The organism is Bacteroides zhangwenhongii (assembly GCF_009193325.2).
GTDB lineage: Bacteria > Bacteroidota > Bacteroidia > Bacteroidales > Bacteroidaceae > Bacteroides > Bacteroides zhangwenhongii.
The window spans coordinates 3,780,255-3,799,566 of the sequence record NZ_CP059856.1 but is presented as its reverse complement, the minus strand read 5'-3'; the positions used below and the strand labels follow the sequence as shown (position 1 = coordinate 3,799,566).

12 protein-coding genes are annotated in these 19,312 nt (G+C 49.4%); 7 read left to right on the top strand and 5 right to left on the bottom strand.

The annotated features are described in order from the left end of the window. The first annotated feature begins 83 nt into the window (after positions 1 to 83). Positions 84 to 533 (top strand): DUF1896 family protein, encoded by a 450-nt coding sequence (locus tag GD630_RS15120; RefSeq protein ID WP_004295482.1) that lies wholly within the window; start codon positions 84 to 86, stop codon positions 531 to 533. Beyond that, on the top strand, positions 520 to 6,642 hold the full coding sequence (locus GD630_RS15115; RefSeq protein WP_143867795.1) for a helicase-related protein: 6,123 nt from the start codon (positions 520 to 522) through the stop codon (positions 6,640 to 6,642). Before GD630_RS15120 ends, GD630_RS15115 begins: the two co-directional genes overlap by 14 nt. A 63-nt stretch (positions 6,643 to 6,705) precedes the next feature. Here GD630_RS15115 and GD630_RS15110 read toward each other — a convergent pair whose 3' ends face one another. The 5 genes from GD630_RS15110 to GD630_RS21500 form a co-directional block, all read right to left on the bottom strand. Beyond that, on the bottom strand, positions 6,706 to 7,719 hold the full coding sequence (locus GD630_RS15110; RefSeq protein ID WP_004319206.1) for a PDDEXK nuclease domain-containing protein: 1,014 nt from the start codon (positions 7,717 to 7,719) through the stop codon (positions 6,706 to 6,708). A gap of 135 nt (positions 7,720 to 7,854) precedes the next feature. Further along, positions 7,855 to 8,181 (bottom strand): helix-turn-helix domain-containing protein, encoded by a 327-nt coding sequence (locus GD630_RS15105; protein WP_004295487.1) that lies wholly within the window; start codon positions 8,179 to 8,181, stop codon positions 7,855 to 7,857. Between the two features lie 3 nt (positions 8,182 to 8,184). Then, on the bottom strand, positions 8,185 to 8,496 hold the full coding sequence (locus tag GD630_RS15100) for a helix-turn-helix domain-containing protein (protein ID WP_117508529.1): 312 nt from the start codon (positions 8,494 to 8,496) through the stop codon (positions 8,185 to 8,187). A 398-nt stretch (positions 8,497 to 8,894) separates the two neighbouring features. After that, complete coding sequence (locus tag GD630_RS15095) at positions 8,895 to 9,755, bottom strand: RteC domain-containing protein (RefSeq protein WP_004303821.1); 861 nt, start codon at positions 9,753 to 9,755, stop codon at positions 8,895 to 8,897. A 105-nt stretch (positions 9,756 to 9,860) separates the two neighbouring features. Beyond that, positions 9,861 to 10,718 carry a helix-turn-helix transcriptional regulator gene (locus tag GD630_RS21500; RefSeq protein ID WP_143867793.1) on the bottom strand — a complete coding sequence of 286 codons (858 nt, stop codon included), beginning with the start codon at positions 10,716 to 10,718 and terminating at the stop codon, positions 9,861 to 9,863. A gap of 466 nt (positions 10,719 to 11,184) precedes the next feature. On the opposite strand from GD630_RS21500, the gene GD630_RS15085 reads away from it, so the two are divergent. From GD630_RS15085 to GD630_RS15065, 5 genes are read left to right on the top strand one after another with little or no spacing between them, the layout of a single operon-like run. Continuing rightward, a complete protein-coding gene (locus tag GD630_RS15085) occupies positions 11,185 to 14,418 on the top strand; it encodes a SusC/RagA family TonB-linked outer membrane protein (protein WP_182505633.1) in 3,234 nt (1,077 codons plus the stop codon). An 11-nt stretch (positions 14,419 to 14,429) separates the two neighbouring features. After that, positions 14,430 to 16,148: a RagB/SusD family nutrient uptake outer membrane protein gene (locus tag GD630_RS15080; RefSeq protein ID WP_143867790.1), complete on the top strand. Its 1,719-nt coding sequence runs from the start codon at positions 14,430 to 14,432 to the stop codon at positions 16,146 to 16,148. A gap of 15 nt (positions 16,149 to 16,163) precedes the next feature. Beyond that, positions 16,164 to 16,544 carry a hypothetical protein gene (locus tag GD630_RS15075; RefSeq protein WP_143867788.1) on the top strand — a complete coding sequence of 127 codons (381 nt, stop codon included), beginning with the start codon at positions 16,164 to 16,166 and terminating at the stop codon, positions 16,542 to 16,544. 8 nt (positions 16,545 to 16,552) lie between these two features. Further along, positions 16,553 to 17,533 (top strand): DUF4466 family protein, encoded by a 981-nt coding sequence (locus GD630_RS15070; RefSeq protein ID WP_117932600.1) that lies wholly within the window; start codon positions 16,553 to 16,555, stop codon positions 17,531 to 17,533. 6 nt (positions 17,534 to 17,539) lie between these two features. Then, a complete protein-coding gene (locus tag GD630_RS15065) occupies positions 17,540 to 19,306 on the top strand; it encodes a hypothetical protein (RefSeq protein WP_117932602.1) in 1,767 nt (588 codons plus the stop codon). Positions 19,307 to 19,312: the final 6 nt, after the last annotated feature.

The following is a 19,312-nucleotide window of genomic DNA, read 5'->3' as shown; positions in this document are numbered from 1 at the left end:
TTTTTCAGTGGTCGGCGCTTCGGGTGGGAACCCGGGGCGCCTTTCTCTTCCCCGATTATCAACGACCACTAAAAATTCTTATCATGCCAGACAAGCAACACCATACCCCCACGGGGGAATTGTCCTATTACGGACTTTCGTTACTATCCTACCTCAAGGACAGCCACCCGGAACTCATCGCCGAAAGTGAGTTCATCGCCGAGCGGGCCGACAGCGCCGCCCAAGCGTACAGCGAGGCGATCCGTTCGGGCTGCAACCACATCGAGGCCGAAGAAATTGCCCGCGAGGAACTCTGCCGCGGACTGCACTTTTCACCCTACAACACGCTGGTAAACATCCTCTGGAGGGAATTCGAGGCGGAGATTCCCGAGGATACCGCCCGGCAGGCGGCTCTACGCCTGCTGCCCCTCTGCCGCGGGGTGCTGGAGAAGTACGACCTCACGGACGACTTCGCCGACACGCCCGACTACGAACTGTTCTATACCGAACTGACGGGAACCGTCCAAATACTTCTCGAAGATGGCATTCAATAAGAAAACCCACCTCCGCCAGAATATCGACGCGCTGAAGACGGCCTTCACGCTCGACAGGGAACGGCGGGCGCCGACTCCCGAAGAAGAAAGGACACTCGGCGCATACAGCGGCTTCGGCGCCATCAAGGAAGTGCTGGAAAACCCCACCGGGAAACCGGACAAGGACGGCATGGCAACGCTCGTGGCCGAGTTGCACGAGGTCATCAGGGCGAACACCCCCGACGAACGGGAATACAAGCGCTACATGGACGGGATCAAGAACTCCGTCCTGACGGCTTTTTACACGCCCCCGAAAGTGGCAGACGCCATCGTGGAGGCGATATGGGACACGCGGATCGTCCCCAAACGTATTCTTGACCCCAGTGCGGGAACGGGGGTTTTCGTCAGTGCCGTGGATTTCCACGCCCCCTATGCGGAGATCACCTGCTTCGAGAAAGACCCCGCCACGGGGTTGATCCTGAAGCACCTGCACCCCGAAAAACGGGTGCGGGTACAGGGATTCGAGCGCATCGAACCCAAATACGCCGGTTACTACGACGTGGCCGTGAGCAACATCCCTTTCGGGGACGTGGCGCTCTTCGACCCGTTCTTCTCCACCCATACCGACCCCGTGCGGCGGCAAGGCACACGGGCGCTGCACAACTATTTTTTCATGAAGTCCGTCGATATGGTACGCGAGGGCGGCCTGGTGGCATTCATCACCTCGCAGGGAGTATTGAACGCCGAGCAGGGACGCCCCGTGCGCGAGTGGCTGATGAACCGCTGCGAGCCCGTATCGGCCATCCGGCTGCCGAACAACCTCTTTACAGAACACGCGGGGACGGAGGTCGGCAGCGACCTGGTTATCCTGCAAAAGAAAGCCGCCACGGGGGAACTGTCCGAACGGCAGCGGGATTTCATCGAATCCCGCAAGCTGTCGAACGGCATCCGGATAAACAACCTTTTCCAGTCGTTCGACAGGGTGATCCATACCGAGGCCAAAGTAGGCAAAGACCCCTACGGCAAACCGGCGATGGAGTTCACCCACGCGGAGGGCGTGGACGGCATCGACCGGGAGATGCGGCGTATGCTCTCGGAGGATTTCAACCGGCATTTCAACGAGAGTTATTGCCTGGAACATGCTCCGGAACAGACACCCGGTACACCGGAGCGGGAATTGTCCCGTCCCCGTCAGGCGGAACGCCAGCGTGCCGAAAGACACGAGCCCCGCCTTGCCGGAGAAATCGTCAAGGAGATTATCGCCGATGCCCGTAACCTTCAGCAGCAGCGGGAAGAGGAGGAAAAACGCCGCGTCGTCGCCGAAATGGCGGCACAGGGCTACCATGTCGATACCGAAACCGGGGAGATTACCCGAATCGAAAACAAACCCGGACAAGTGTTACCGGATTCTGCTGCCACACCCGCCGGAGAACCGACCGGGGAGGATCTGGCCGACTTCGGGGCCTGGTCGAAAGAGCGGGAGAATCGCTTGTGGGAGCAGCACCCGCCGAAACCCGAAGATTTCGGCATGGCAGATACTCCCGTGCAGCACGTGGGCGGAATAACGGAACCGAAACCGCGGGAGGGCTTCGCCGGGTCGCTTTTCGACACGGTGGAAACGGCGGCTCCCGCACCTGCCACCCAAGCTGCCGAACCGGTAAACGTGCAGCAGGAACCGTTGCTGACGCTCTACGATCTGTTCGGCTTCAGCGCCGAGGAGCGGCGGCAGGCAGAACTCGGTATATCCAAGAAAAGGAACAGCCGCCGGGGAGCAAAGCGGAAGACGCCCCGACAACCCTCATTATTCGCCCCGGCCTCCTCTCCGGAGGAACAGAAGAGCGAAATGCCGAAAACGACGCCACCGGAGCGTGATCCCGAAGACTTGTATGCCTCCCTGAACTGGGAGGACAACCCGCCGATCAACGGCTTTTACGAGATGATGATGTCGCTTACCCCGGAACGGAGGGCGGAACTACGCCGACAAAGCGCCCGGCAGCAGGAAACCCCGGAACAGCGGGAACGGCAGGCGGTACGCCCCCCGACGGAAGCCCCGAAAGACAGACGAAAACAAGCCGCCGGTACGCCGAGAACGGGCAGCTTGTTCGACACGCCGGAAAATCCGGAGGAGGAAGAACCCGGTAAAGAAACGCCGCAGATACGGGAGGCGGATATGAAACCCCGCCCGTTCGAGGGGGAGGTCGCCCCCTATTTCCGCGAGGGGACACTCGTCACGGACGGACAAAACCGGGTCGGCTACCTGCGGGAGACTGAATCCCTGCAACCCATGTTCCACCCGCTGGAACTCACGCCTGCACAACGGACGAAAGCCTCCATGTATATCGAGATACGCGATGCCTATTACCACCTTTATAACAACGAGGCGGAAACGCTGACGGCGAACCCCGCCCTGCGGGAGATGCTCAACCGGCTTTACGACAATTTCACCGAACGCTTCGGACGGCTCAATGACAAACGCAACCTCGACCTGATCAAGATGGACGCGCGGGGGACGGAGATTCTGTCGCTGGAGCGTTACATCGACGGCAAGGCACGCAAAGCCGACATCTTCGAGCGTCCCGTGGCCTTCAATCCCGATGAGATCACGCACGCCGACGACGCTTCGGAGGCCCTTGTGGCCAGCCTGAACAAGTACGGCCGGGTGGAACCGCACTACATGGCCTCGCTCACGGGAACTACCGTGGAGGGAATACTCGGGGAACTGAAAGGACGTATCTATTACAACCCGGAAACGGACGGCTACGAGGTTGCCGACAAGTTCATCGCCGGCAATGTCATCGGGAAAGCCGAACGGATCGAGGCGTTCCTGCGGGAGAATCCCGACCACGCCCCGGCCCGGGAATCGCTGGAGGCTCTGCGCGAGGCGACGCCCAAACCCATCGCTTTCGACGACCTGGATTTCAACCTGGGCGAACGGTGGATTCCAAAAGGTGTTTACGAGCGTTTCGCCTCCTCGCTCTTCGATACGGAGGTGAAGATCACCTTCGCCTCCAACCTGGACGAGTACGGCGTGAAGGCGGAAGCGACGAACGTGAAGATCACGGAGCAGTATGCCGTCAGCGCGCAGACCCGTAAGTACAACGGCCTGCACCTTTTGAAACACGCCCTGCAAAACACTTCGCCCGACATCACCAAGACCGTCCTCAAATGGGTGGACGGAGAACGGCGGGAGGTCAAAGTGCGTGACGGGGAGGCCATACAGCTCGCCAACAGCAAGATAGATGAGATCCGGGGTGCTTTCCCCGAATGGCTGCGCGAGCAGTCGTCCGACTTCAAAGACCGCCTGACAGACCTCTATAACCGTACTTTCAACTGTTACGTGCGCCCGAAGTACGACGGGACGCACCAGGAATTCCCCGACCTCGACCTCAAGGGGCTGGGAATCGACAAACTGTATGACAGCCAGAAGGACGCGATATGGATGGACAAACTGCTCGGCGGCGGGATAATCGACCACGAGGTGGGCGGCGGAAAGACCCTTATCATGTGCTGCGGGGCCTACGAGAAGAAACGCCTCGGGCTGGCCAATAAACCCATGATTATCGGGCTGAAAGCCAACATCCATGAAATAGCCCGGACGTTCTGCACCGCTTACCCGATGGCCAAAGTCCTCTACCCGGGCAAGGAGGATTTCACGCCCCGGAAGCGTGAGCGCATCTTCCGGGAGATACGCAACAACGACTGGGACGCCGTGATCCTCTCGCACGAACAGTTCGGCATGATACCCCAGTCCCCGGAGATACAGCAGGAGATATTGCAGGCCGAGCTGGACTGTGTGGAGGAGAACCTCGAAGTGCTCAAAGCACAAGGCAGGGACGTTTCCCGCGCCATGATGAAAGGGTGTCAGAAACGCAAGGCCAACCTGGAAGCCAAGTTGCAGAAGGTGGCGCACGCGCTGGAAACACGCAAGGACGACGCCGTGGACTTCCGCCTCATGGGTATCGACCACCTCTACGTGGACGAGAGCCACAAATTCAAGAACCTGACTTTCACGACCCGGCATGACCGGGTGGCGGGCCTCGGAAATCCCGAGGGGTCGCAGCGGGCGCTCAACATGCTTTTCGCGCTGCGTACCATACAGCAGCGCACGGGCCGCGACCTGGGGGCGACGTTCCTCTCGGGAACGACCATCTCCAACTCGCTCACGGAACTGTACCTGCTTTTCAAGTACCTGCGCCCGAAGGAACTGGAGCGTCAGAATATCCGCACCTTCGATGCCTGGGCGGCCATATTTGCCAAGAAAACCATCGACTACGAGTTTTCCGTGACCAACGAGGTCGTGCAGAAAGAACGGTTCCGATATTTCATCAAGGTTCCCGAACTGGCCATGTTCTACTCCGAGATTACAGATTACCGCTCGGCGGAGGATATAGGGATCGACCGACCGCAAAAGAACGAGATATTGCACAATATCCCGCCGACACCCCAGCAGACGGAGTTCATAGAACGGCTGGTGCAATTCGCCAAATCGGGCGATGCCACGCTCCTGGGCCGCCTGCCGCTCTCGGAGCGGGAGGAAAAGGCGAAAATGCTCATTGCCACAGACTACGCCCGCAAGATGTCGCTCGATATGCGTATGATAGACCCCGAACTATACAGCGACCACGTGGACAACAAGGCGAGCCACTGCGCCCGTATGATTGCCGGTTACTACCGCCGTTTCGAGGCGTACAAAGGTACGCAGTTCGTATTCTCCGACCTGGGAACCTACAAACCCGGAGCGGGGTGGAACGTCTATTCCGAGATACGGCGTAAACTCGCGGAGGATTACGGCATACCCCAAAGCGAGGTGCGGTTCATCCAGGAGGCGACCTCGGAAAAAGCGCGCAAGGAGATGATCGCCGGTATGAACGCCGGAAAAATCCGCGTACTCTTCGGATCGACCGAGATGCTCGGGACGGGAGTGAACGCGCAGAAACGCTGCGTGGCGATACACCACCTGGACTGCCCCTGGCGTCCCAGCGACCTGGAGCAGCGCGACGGGCGGGGAATACGCACCGGGAACGAGATCGCCAAACTCCATGCCGACAACAAGGTGGACGTGATATTATACGCCGTCGAGAAGTCGCTCGACGCCTACAAGTTCGGGCTGTTGCACAACAAGCAACTGTTCATCCGCCAGCTCAAGACCAACAACATGGGAAGCCGTACCATCGACGAGGGGGCCATCGACGAGAAAAGCGGCATGAATTTTTCCGAGTATGTAGCCGTCCTCTCGGGAAATACAGACCTGCTGGACAAGGCCCGCCTGGAGAAGAAGATCGCCACGCTCGAAAGCGAACGCCAGGCATTCGTGCGCGGCAAATCATCGAGCCGCTACAAGCTGGAGCAGATCACGGAGAAGATAGAGAAGAACAACGACCTGATACGGCGTATCGGCAAGGATCTGGAACACTTCAAGGCCCGCGTCGAGTTCAACGAGGACGGCTCGTACCGCAATCCCGTGAAACTGAACGGGCTGGAAACCTCCGACCCCAAGCTCATCGGGAAACAGCTCAACCGTATCGCCGAAACGGCACGCACGCTCGACAGGCTCGAACCCATCGGGAGCCTCTACGGGTTCGAACTGCTCGTCCAGAGCGAAACGACCGGGAAAGACGGGCTCGACCTGGTGCAGAACCGTTTTTATGTCCGGGGTGAAGGGGATTATCTATACCAGTATAACTACGGGAATATCGCCTCCGACCCGCGACTGGCGGCGATGAACTTCATCCACGCGCTCGCGACCATCGAGCCGACACTGGAAAAATTCCGGAAAAAGAACGAGGAACTGGAGAAAGATATTCCCGTCCTGCGGGAAGTGGTGGAAAGTTCCTGGCGCAAGGAGCCCGAACTGACGGCCCTGAAAACTGACCTGACGGAAATAGACCGCAGGATACAGCAAAGCCTCAAACCGATAGAAGAGAGCGAGGGAAAGGAGGCGGAGGAGGATAACGACGTGTGCCGGGAACGGCATGACACGGCGGAAGAGCTCCCGAAGGAAGACAACACGGCGGCCCGTATTCCTTCCCGGCTGCGGCAGATTGCCGACGCCTCCGGGGGGCGCATCGTGATCGCGGGCGTGGGCAGCCCGCCGGAGAACGGCCCCGCAAAGAAAGGGATTAAGATGTAAGCGAAAAGCCGACGGAAGTACAGATTTCCGTCGGCTTTTTTCATATGCCCATGAGCGTTGTTGTCACACTTCCTGCAAGAGTGTTTGCAGCTCCTCCTGCGTGGGAAGATAGGTCATGTACTGGGCGGCGAAGACCTGCTTTTCATCTTCGGGCAGCGTATAACGGACGACCGCGTCGTTTTTCTCCGCGCAGAGGACGATACCCACCGGAGGGTTATCCCCGGGATTCATCAACTCACGGGTGTAGTAATTGACATACATCTGCATCTGCCCCAAATCCTGATGGGTCAGCTCCCCGGATTTAAGGTCTATTAAAACGAAACAGCGGGCCAGGTAATTGTAAAAGACCAGGTCGATGTAGAAATGCTTGTCGTCGAAGGAGATACGCTTCTGTCGCGCGACGAAGGCGAAGCCTTTCCCGAGTTCGAGCATCAAGCGCTGCAAGCGGCTGATGAGCAGTTGCTCCAGATCGGTTTCCAGAAAATGCTCTCCCTGGGGGATACCGAGAAACTCCAGGATATACGGGTCGCGGATGATCTCTTTGGGTTCGACACGCCCGGGTTCGGTACGGGAAATCTCCTCTTTCACGGCTTTCTTGTCTCGGCTGGCCAGCAAGCGGTCATAGAAAAGCGTGTTGATTTGGCGGTCGAGCTGCCGGACACTCCAGTTTTCCTTGACGCACTCGTGCAGGTAAAAATCACGGGCGGCATCGCCCGACACCTTGAGAAGCGTGCGGCAATGCGACCAGCTCAATTTATCACACAGCGTGTGATATTTCGGGTAGCACTGGTAAAACTGCCTCATGTACCGCAGGTTGGTGGCCGTGAACCCGTTTCCGAACTCCGCCACGAGCCGCCTGGAAAGGGTGTTGATGACAGCCTTGCCATATCCGGCACGGCCGGTTCCCTGCTGCTCGTACTCCACTATGTATTTCCCTACCTGCCAGTAAGCCCTCACGAGGGTCGAATTGACATGATGTATCACCTTCGCGCGCGCTTCCTGCAAGATATGGCGCACGTTATGCAGTAGCTCTTCCTCCCCTTTGTCGGCAGGATATATTTTATCTGTTTCTTTCATTGTTCATTATTATATAGGCTTCCAAGTGCAAACATACTGATTTTACGGCAAATATCGAACGGTTGTACCGCCTTGTCGTGCCTTATTCCATGTATCTCCGCGTTTTTCCATGACGCCGGACTCTCGGGACAGGGCCTAACCGGAACCGGCAGGACGATCCTTTTTCAGCTTGCGGAAATTACTGAAGTTACGCTCGATGAACCGCAGGACGTCCGATTCCCGGTAGAAGGTCTTGTGATAGATCATCTCGTAAGGCAGCTCTCCCGAGGTGCGGTAACGCTGGAGTGTGCGCTTGCTGATATTGAGCATACGGCACAGGTCGTAATTGTCCAGAAGACGCTCCCCGTCAGGCAGGATGGAAAGCGGTTGCTCCACGTCCCCCGCGCACAGCTTCTCAATACGTTCCAGCCGTTCCGAGAGCCGCTGCATCCATCCGTCGAAATATTCCTTATCCAGAAACATGGCCTACTCCTTTGGTCGGTTTTTGCGCCGCACGGAACGCTCCTTCAGCACACGGCGGATTTCCGTGAGGGAATAATACAGCTTCCGGTTGATGGCCGAATAGGTGATCACGTGATCCGAGCGGAGGCGTTGAAGGGTACGCCCGCTGATGCCCAGGTAACGGCAGACCTGCTCGCCGTCCATCCATTCGTCGTTTATATACTCCTTATTCCATGCACGCCCCTTTTCAGGGAGAGAGGCGATTGCAGCCTCTATTTTCTCTATACGCCCGACAAGCTCGTTATAGGCTCGCGAACTGATCACTATGATTTTCATACTCCTTTGTTTTTTAGTCTGTTACAAAGGTCGGGCTTATATGGACAGCTTAAAACGAGGTCGGTACGACTTTTTTTTGATAATTTGCAGTGAACTGATTCTCAACGGTTCATGCGGTGAAGAAGGCAGTGTTTTTTACCGAAATCCGCGGCCCGTACTCGGTATTTTTATTGGCAGAAATGCGATAGCATACTGTGATTCAACGCTTAACGGTGTTCTAATCCGGACGGGGCTACAACGGAACACCCGTATCGGCTCCTTATACGGGTGCAAATACGGGCGTTCGGGAAAGTTCCTTTCGAGAGTTACGGGGGAAAACCGACCTCGGTTCTTTTGTTATATACAACGCTGATTATCAGTGCTTCTATAAGAAATAGAGTGCTTTACCGGTTCATGTTCTACTCGGAATTGCCGTTTTTCTTGTTTCGCTTCCACGTCTGCATACGTTTAAGCAGGGCCTCTTTCGCCTTGTCAAGCCACGGTGTCGGGTTGTTTCGGATTTTCATATCGCAGAATGTCCTCGAAAGGTTCATGTCGAGGTGTACGTTGAAAGCGTTGGAAATGTAGCTGGCAAGTTGCGTGAGTGGCACATTGCCGAAACAGCCTTTACTGTCGAGCAGGTAAATAAGTTCCGTCAGATCCGTCTTCGAGTCCTGCCATGTCGGACGCACGTCAGACAATGGCAGAACCATGTTCCGGAGGTTCGTGCTCTCCAGTGATTCCAATTCGCCCATAAGATAAACCGACAACATATCGTTGGCCAGGATTTTCGCCACCTTGAAATCCGCGTTTGTCGAAAACTGCGGGTCGAGTTCATAGTAGAAGGTTTCCAGGTATTGCTCCGTGTCGGTCTGCCCGCGCAGGAAATAGAGGCTGTCCAGGTGTGTAGCGCCGCTGCGGAAATAGCGGATAAAGTCGAGGCGTTTCTGCGTGTACGCGTTGATGGCCCGAACATGGGCGTCCAGGTACTCCCGTTGTGCCTCGATACTTCCTACCGGACGGTTCATCTCGATATTGTAGAGCTTGCGGTAATAGATCAGACGGCAAAAAAGACGAGGTTTGATTTCTTTGAAGAACTTTATTTCCTCGTCATCGTTTTGAAAACGGTAGCCGATGATATATTGTTTCAAACGGTCGAACGCTTCTCCCAGGACACGTGACGCTTCAAGCGACTTTTTCAACACGTCGGTATCCCGCGATTCGATACGTTCGATACTCCGCAGGACTTCGCTGTTTAATTTTTCTATAAATGCAATCATAATCCGTCTTGTTACTTTCGCGTATAAAGTTAGCGAATCGAAAAACCGGCGGATTACGATTTTTATCTTTCTCTTCGTTTTTTTATCACGGAGCCGATTTTAATGTCAGATCCGACCTTCCTGGCGGATGGAAGTGGGATTGCTCCCCATATTCCGCTTGCAAAAGTCCGTAAAGTGGGATTGGGCGGAGAAACCGCACATGTAGGCTATTTCCTGCAACGTGTAGTGTGTCGTCCGCAACAACTCCCCGATACGTTCGATACGGCGCTGACGTAACCACGAGGAGGCCGAGCAGCCGAAAACCCGCTGGAAACGCCGGCGGAAGGTAATCGTGCTGGAATACCCGCAAACCCCGGCGAGTTCCGTGACGTTATCCGAGGCAAGATAATTCGATTTGACACGGGAGATGAACTCGTAATCGTCCCCCAGGTGCAACAGCTCCTCGAACTCCCCGACATCGGCGGGAGTGAGATGTTCATAAGAGGCGTCGAGCATTTTCAGCATGACAGCAGCGTTACATTCAACGGGCATACCCAATGTCTTACGGGCTTCACGCAGGTAATTCTTGAACCGCAGCCGCAGCGTGTCGTGATGCGGGTAGGAACACTCGGACAGAATGGTGCAAACCGTCCGCAGTTCATCGACACAACAGTAGCCGAAATACCACGTTACAAGACGCTCGACGTAATGGACGACATGAAATTCCTCCGAAAGCATCAGAAGAAGCAGGAACGGGGTGAAATCCTGGTATTCCCTCGTTATGGGACGGGGTGCTTCGTCAAGCAAGGAGGCGATGTCCCGCATCAGCAGAGAATCTCCCGAGTACGCTTTTATTTGTTCGGAACTGCGGGCATAATCCCGGTAACGCAATATGACCGCCGACAAAGCATTGAACTTCACGGCGTGAACGCCTTCTATAAAGGAAGGGCGAAGACTGTTGTAAATGGATAAGTCGGTTTGCATAAGTCATTTCTATAAAACGGAGCCGCATCCCCTTGTTGCCAAAACTCCGCAAGTCGTTACTTATGAACCGCTTGGAACACGGTACGAATCCTAATTACAAATATATCGCATCTGATAATCCGGAACAAATATCAGCAGGTAAAAATGAAAATAAACCTCGTTATTTTTGATTATTACCTGCAATAATATTATATTTGCAAACAAATAAGAGTTGTTTGACAGCATGAGAAATATAGTGTATCAAAGCACTTTACCAATTTCTTATCCGTTGCCCATTCTCATGCGAGTTTCTTTTAATCTATTTGTAGTCAATTAAATACCTTCAGACTACATCAAATATAACAAAAAATATCTGAAAGTAAAATTCTTGGGTTCAAGAATTACAGGCTTCCTATGTCTATTTTGTTGCCTTATAATGTTCGCTTTTGAATGTTATGGACAACAGACAAAACGGGAAAAAATTACCTTGAGTGTTGTTAACCTCCCTGTTAGAGAAGTAATCAGAAACATCGAAAAGCAGACTGATTATCGTTTCTTCTATTCGGAGAATCTGAAAGATCTGGATAAACCGGTTTCTATCAAATGTGAGAATGTAGGAATAGAATCCGCCATGCAGAAGATTTTATCCGGCACCTCTTTAGATTATAAGATAAATGAAAACCGGGTTGTTTCAATTGTTCCTAAAACTCAATCGAAAGAAAGACCAGAACGATTGACCGGTTCTATCGTTGACGAAAAAGGAATTCCTTTGATTGGTGTGTCTGTACTAATAAAAGGCTCTTCACAAGGCACTATCACTGATATTGACGGAAAATTTCATCTTGACAATGTAGATCCTTCTTCAACGGTTGTCTTTTCGTATATAGGTTATGAAACAATTGAAAAACCTGTAAACGGGAAAAGAGAATTAGCCGTTATCCTGAAGGAAAATTCTCATTTACTGAAAGAAGTAGTAGTTGTTGGTTATGGTGCACAGCGAAAAGTAAACTTATCGGGAGCGGTATCAATGGTATCCGTTGATGAGCAACTATCCGGCAGGTCTATTTCAAGCACTTCTACTGCATTAAGTGGATTGGTACCGGGATTGATGGTGCAGCAGTCCAGCGGTATGGCAGGGAAGGATGGGGCTACTTTGAGAGTACGCGGACTGGGAACTGTCAACAATTCTGTTCCTCTGATTGTAGTTGACGGTATCCCTGACATAGAGATAGATCGGATTGATATGAATGACATAGAAAGTATTTCTGTATTGAAAGACGCTTCCTCGTCAGCAGTATATGGTTCCAGAGCAGCCAATGGCGTTATTTTGATTACAACCAAAAAAGGGAAATCAGGGCGGGTAAACGTGAATTATTCAGGTAATTTCTCCGTTGGAAAAGCGACCGGTTTCTATGATTTTTTAGCAGACTATCCAAGGGCACTGACGTTGCATAACCAAGCAGCGACAAATGGTAATAGTGGAGCTATTTATAAAGATGGAACAATTGATGAATGGATGGCGAAGGGAATGGTCGATCCGCTGTTGTATCCTAATACTGATTGGTGGGATGTCATCTTCCGCTCTCCTTTTACACAGAATCACAGTTTGTCTGCTACGGGTGGAAATGATAAGGGAACTTATTATCTGTCTATCGGTTTATTAGATCAGGAAGGATTGATGATTAATAACGATTACAGACGCTATTCTTTCCGTGTTAATGTAGATCAGAAAATTGGCAACCATTTTAAAGTAGGTCTGAATGCCGCAGGGCAATGGTCGGATCAGGTATATCCCCTAGATGAAGGATTACTTTCTTACGGGAATGCTTCAACATGGGAAATGGTCAGAACAGTGGCAGGTATCTTACCGCAACATCCGGTGACAGGGGAGTATGGTGGGGCTATGGCCTATGGTGAAGATATTTTGGCCAGTAACCTTTTGGCAAAATATAGTATAAACAACAATAAGCTGGAACGCAAAGACTTTAATGGTATGGCTTTTTTGGAGTGGAAACCTGTATCGTTTCTCCAGTTTAGGGCAGATTATGGTTTGACTTACCGGAATGACTTTACAAAATCATGGAGTATGCCTACTATCTTACAGAACTTTCAAACAGGCTTAGCTGGTTATGAAACTGTAACTAAGAGTACCGGCATCACAGATTACACGCGCGAACGTACGAAGACAATCCTGAACCTGCATGCTATCTACAATCAGGAAATTTTCAGCGGGCATAATCTGCGCTTCCAGTTTATATATTCTGAAGAATATTGGCATGAAAGATCACAAAGTAGTTCCCGTAATGACAGGTTTCACCCGAATCTGACTGAAATAGACGGTGCGGGAGTGACCACTCAATCTACAGGCGGTTCGTCTAGCAAAGAGGGGTTACGTTCTATTGTGACTAAATTGAACTACGATATACTTGATAAGTATATGCTACAGGCATTGATACGTTGGGATGCATCGTCCAAGTTCTCCAAAGGTCACCAATGGGGAACATTCCCTTCTGTATCTGCTGCGTGGCGTTTCTCGGAAGAAGGATTTTTTGAACCTTTAAAGGATATTGTATCTAACGGAAAAATCAGAATGTCTTGGGGGAAAGTCGGAAATAATTCAGGGGTAGACCGTTATTATCAGAAAGATACATATAGTTCTTACCCATATACGTTCGGAAATAATGTATTGGTGGAAGGTTATGCTCCTTATAAATTGATTGACCCCAATTTTACCTGGGAATCTACTGCTATGACAAATCTGGGATTGGAACTTTCTTTCTTCAACAATCGCTTGAAGATGGAACTGGACTTATATAATAAACTGACTACAAGTATGATTCGTCCGGGACAAGTATCCAGGTTATTGTCGGGGCTGGAAGCACCCGACAGGAATATCGGAGAGATGAGAAACAGGGGAGCGGAGATTTCTCTTTCCTGGCAAGATCAGATTGCTGATTTCTCTTATGGTGTTGGTATCAACTATTCATATAATAAGAATAAACTGCTTAAATGGAATGAACGATTGGGACGCGGAGATAAGTTCCTGGGTTATCCTTACGAGATGGTCTATACCTACAAGGCGATCGGAATTGTACAAACGTGGGAAGAGGTGGCCAATGCTCCTTACCAAAGTGATAACTTAGCTCCGGGAGATCTTTTGATGGAAGACATCAATGGTGACGGAATGATTGACAGTAATGATAAAGTGGCTATGCCCAATAGTATGCGCTACATTCCGACAAGTGACTTTAGTATAAGTTTCAATGCAGATTGGAAAGGATTCGATTTGAGTATGCTTTTCCAGGGAAATGCGGGACGAAAGAATTTCTGGCTGGATAATTTCAATAATGTAAATGTATATACTTCTCGTTATGCTTTTCAGGAGCATCATTTGGATACTTGGTCACCTGATAACCGGGGAGCGAAATTTCCACGTCTGACATCGGGGAGTAATGGTGGATTTAATCAGGAACAATCTACGTTCTGGTTATACTCATGTGACTATATCCGATTGAAGAATATCCAGTTAGGATATAGAATACCGTCAAAGATTCTCAAAAATATAGGTGTAAACTCCGTGCGCATACATGTATCAGCAGAGAATCTGTTTACGATAACCAAATGGCCGGGATTGGATCCGGAGAAACTTCCTAAAAGTGGTTCGGAGATTCCTTACCCGCTTATGAAAAACTATTCTTTAGGTATAAATATAACGCTTTAAAACGATATAGTATGAAAAGAGCTATGAGAGATATATTATTGCTGGTTGTCTTGTTGGTACAGACAAGCTGCATTGATAATCTGCTGGATTATCCGGCTACTACCAAGATCAGTGCAGATACATTTTGGGAGACTACCGAGGATGCGGAGAAAGGGGTAAATGCCGTTTATAATGCCATGCGTAATGCATTTGGATTATTTTATAGACTGGATTGTTATCCGAATGCTGACCTGGTTTATTTTCAAAATGCAAATAGCCAGTCAATCACTTCTGATTATTGGAATAAATGCTATGCTTCTGTCAACCGGGCTAATAATGCTATCATGCAATTACGCAGAATGCAGGGAGAAGCTGTGACTGATAAAGAACTTAATCTTTTGAGACGTTATGAAGGAGAAGTCCGCTTTATCCGTGCCCTTCATTATGCATTGATGATTGATTTGTATGGTGATATACAATATTTGGACCATGTGCCTACACAAGAAGAAGCCTATTCTATTGCTAGAACGCCTATTGCGCAGGTGAAAGATTTGATTTTCGCAGACTATGACTATGCTATATCGGTACTTCCGGTTTCGTATGAATCGAGTGAAGACCAGGGGCGGGCAACCAAAATAGCTGCTTATGCTTTCAAGGGGAAGTTAGAACTGTTTTGGGCTAGCTGGAAAAAGAACGGGCGTCCGGAAGTCGACAATTTCCAGCAAAGTGAGTCGGAAGCCAAAGAATATTATGAAAAGGCTATCGGTAATTTCAAGGAGGTAATGAAACCTGCCTACAATCTTCAATTATTTAAGGATGGTGCTCCCGGAGAGTATGTGAATCCCAACTATCTTCAACTCTTTACACTGGAAAATGAAAAATGCTCGGAAGTCATCTTCTCTCTTCAGTACGGAGGACCCAATATCGGGCAGGGAGAAGAGTTTGTCAAAATCTTCGGAAACCGCAGTGTACTCAATGGATGGGCAAACATGCAGCCGACAAATTATTTGGTAAATTTATATCAGAGTACCAAAACAGGTGATTATGTTGACCCTATAATTCTGAACAAAAACCAGAATCTGGCAAATGGATCAGCTAACCCTAAAACATATGAAGGACGTGATTACCGGATGCGCAGTACTATTGTATGGAACGGGCAGAAGATGCGTACAATCACTCCTGACGGAATGACTATTGGAGACAGCCTGGCTTTTATGTTTGGTAATAAGAATGGGTATCTGGATTATAATGATAGTAGGACGGGATATATGTTCCGCAAGTTTGTCAGACAGTATGCGGGCTATTCAAGATCTAACGGACCGCAGGATTTTTATCTGATGCGTTTGCCGGATGTCTGGTTGATGTATTGTGAAGCAATGAATGAACTTCATGGCCCGTCGGATGAATTGTACAACCTGATTGACAAGATCAGGGGACGGGGAAAACTCCCTGCACTGGATCGTAATAAATTTAAGACGAAGGATACTTTTTTTGATGCGATCAAACAGGAAAGAGCTATCGAATTTGTGGCAGAGGGGCAACGGTTCTTTGACCTTAGGAGGTGGCGCCTTGCAGAAACAGTTTGGGATTACCCCAATGGCCGGGAACTACGCAGCACTTTGAATGACTTTATCCAAGATCAGTATAAGAATGCAACAGACCGTACTTTCCCAAGATATTACATTTACAATATACCGGAGGATGAGCGGGTACTGAATCCTAATCTGACTCAAAATAAACCATGGTTGTAATTAAAACATAGATAAATGAAAACACATATCATATTAATGGTAAAAGTATTATTCCTTGCCATCGTTATGGGAGCTTGTGATACCGATGAAGAAGTGTATCAGGTAACGGACCGGACGGATGCTTATATAAGTTCTGTGCAATTATATACGGCAGATAATCGCAATGTTGCTACACAAGTGACGATTGATGATGTAAATGGGATTATTAATGTGGAAGTCAAGAATGGAGTGAATTTAGCCCATCTAAAACCTCGTTGTTCTTTGGCTCCCGAGGCAACTATCACTCCTAAAATGGGAGTATGGACTAACTTTAGCGCACCTGTGAAGTATACCGTTATTTCTGGAAGTGGAGAGGTATATAAGGAATATGAGATTATTGTTGTTGAAAAGGAATAAGGAAAGATATGAAAAAGATAATTTGGTTTTCGCTGTATTTACTGCTGTATACTGTTACAGTGGTGTTCTATTCGTCTTGTTCTGACGATGAAAGCCCTTTGAGAAATGATCTCTTACGGAAAGATGCAGGCCCGGTTCTGGTGGGAAATACATTAGAGTTTGCCTATGCGATAGGGTCTACTGACGGTACTTCGATAAAGGCTGTAGAGATAACAGCATCCTTTCCGGGTGCCGAAGGAACGGGAATTGCCATGAATAGCAGATATACCAATCCTAATAACGGAGAAGAAGAGGAAGTGCGTATTGCTACAGAAACAAGTACCGAAGGAACAGTCTCCAAGGCTTATATTGTTGATACGATTGCTGCAACTATACGCTATTTTTATGTAGTGCCTAAAGAAGCCAGAGGAAATAAGATAAGGTTTCATTTTCGTAGTATAACCGAAGGTGGTGAGGCTACTATTCAGTCTCCTGAATATACAGTGAGTAGTGTGGAAATCTTTAAGAATCTGTCATTGTCGTCCGGTGAGAGGAACTGTTTTTCTTTGGAGACAATGCAATCTTATTCCGTGGCTCAAGTAGAGGAATTGGGTATTGCCGACAAGATTGATTTTATATATACGTTTAAATCGACGATGGGTTCCGGATGGTCATTTGCTCATGGACTGGTGGCCCCGTCCAATGAGAAAGGATATTTATATCCTGTTGAAATCCCGTCGGGAGCAACCAACCGCACTTTGATGGAGAAAAGGTATTGGCCTGATGGTCAACTAAAGACTAGTGGCGTGCCTACGATATACGTCGATGAGATTGATCTGCGCCAGGCGGCGTTGGATGGAGTTACTACACATGCTTATGAGTTAGGACAAGATCAGGGAGTGCTGATAAAGAGTCATGATCAGAAGTATATCGCCTATTTGTATATCAACGAGACAAGCAGTAACCTGCAACGTATGAATTTTGCGATAAAGCGTTTAACTTTAAAATAGTCTGATATGAAAAACTATATAAAAGATATATATCTGTTAATCATCTTTCTTTTTGCTGCGATGGCTTGTAGTGACAATGAAGAGTTGATAAAGAAAGATGAACCGGGAGAAGTGATACCGCCGGTCGTGGTAGAGCCCGTAACCGTACTGGATGAGCATTTTGATGATAAAAATAAGTATTTGACATCCGGTGGACAGCCGTTTCCTTCTTTTTTCTCTAATGGTTATTTTGAGAGAGTCGTATCCGATGAGGTTATTCAGGATTTGAGTTTGAAGGTGTTTTTGACACAATGTCAGTTGGAACCGGATGCCCCTGGTGTTTCAGTGAATGGCACTACGACCTCGGACGGACGTATTTTGCTGGATGCCAATACCGGAGCTATAGAGACAGGATTGCTAGGCAGTGTTTCAAAAGTATCATTGGTAGCGGCTAACGCTTCGGCTAATAATACGGGAACTAAAGTCGTATTAATGATTAAGGCCAAAGGAGGAAATTGGGAAGTTTATGCTAAAAGCCCGGTTCTTTCAGGCACCAATGCTTATGAATGGGTATTGGATAGGAAAATAATGAAATATCCTATTTATGTGAAGGTTGTTGCAGATGAGGCAGCTTCTTCAACTGCCTTGGCAATCTATGATTTTAGTCTGGAAGGAACTTTGTGTGAATCTCCTGTTGACCCGGGGCCATCTCCGGAAAACACATTGTTCAACGAAGGATTTTATAATGATGGTGAAGGTATAAAAATCTTTAAGGCTAGTGACGGCTCGGCTTTCCCCGGAGGAACTTGGAATACTAAAGACGGGCACTTTGAGAGAACGATAGGAGAACAAACATTGAAAGTACAACTGCATGGATGTCGTATTGACTATACAGAGAACAGAATTTCAATCTATGGAGAGAGTACCTCTAAAGGACGTTTGCAGATAGGAACAGGGGGCGGATATATTGAATTTCCTGTACTGGGTTCCATTAGTAAAATCTCTTTGGCCCTTTCTGCCGGAACTGCCGGAGATGTTGCTACCCGTGCTTTGATACAATACCGGGATAAGGGAACTACTGACTGGAAAGACCTTGCCATGAGTGAAGATATTACAGCAAATTCGCCTATGAAGTGGGTACTGAACGATGTTTCTGCCAATCCGGTAGCTATTCGCATCATGCAAGATCCGGCTATTACTAAGGGAAATTCGTTGGCTATTTATGATTTGGTGATAGAGGGTGTGACGGACTTGTTGCCGGAAGAAGCGGTTGACATCACTTTAATGGATGAAAGGTTTAGAGATTTGGCTATCTATGTGGTAACGGAGACAGGACAGGCACCGGATCGATACACTTTCTATGAAAAGTTACATTATGATCGCGTAGTGGAAGGAAGGACTTTACGTACTAAGATTTATCAGGGACGTGTCCAGAATACAACCCAACCACCAGCGAATGCGAATGGTGCGACACAAGGGCGTCTGTTATTAAAGAATTTTGCTGATGGTGGTGCTTTGGAAACTCCTATTTTCGGTAGAGTTAAGTCGATAGTCGTGAAGATAATTGCAGCAGATACCGGGCAGAAAAGTAAAGCCATACTTCAGACAAAAGGCGTAGGCGATGAAGAATGGACGGATTATGCCGTTACTGATGAGGTAGATGAAACAACAGTTTTGTCATGGGAGTTAGAGAATGTTTCGGATGAACCTGTTGCATTGCGGATTATACAGCATCCTGATTACACTCATAATATGGGTATTTATAATCTCACAATAGAAGGTACACTTTATTAATCAGAT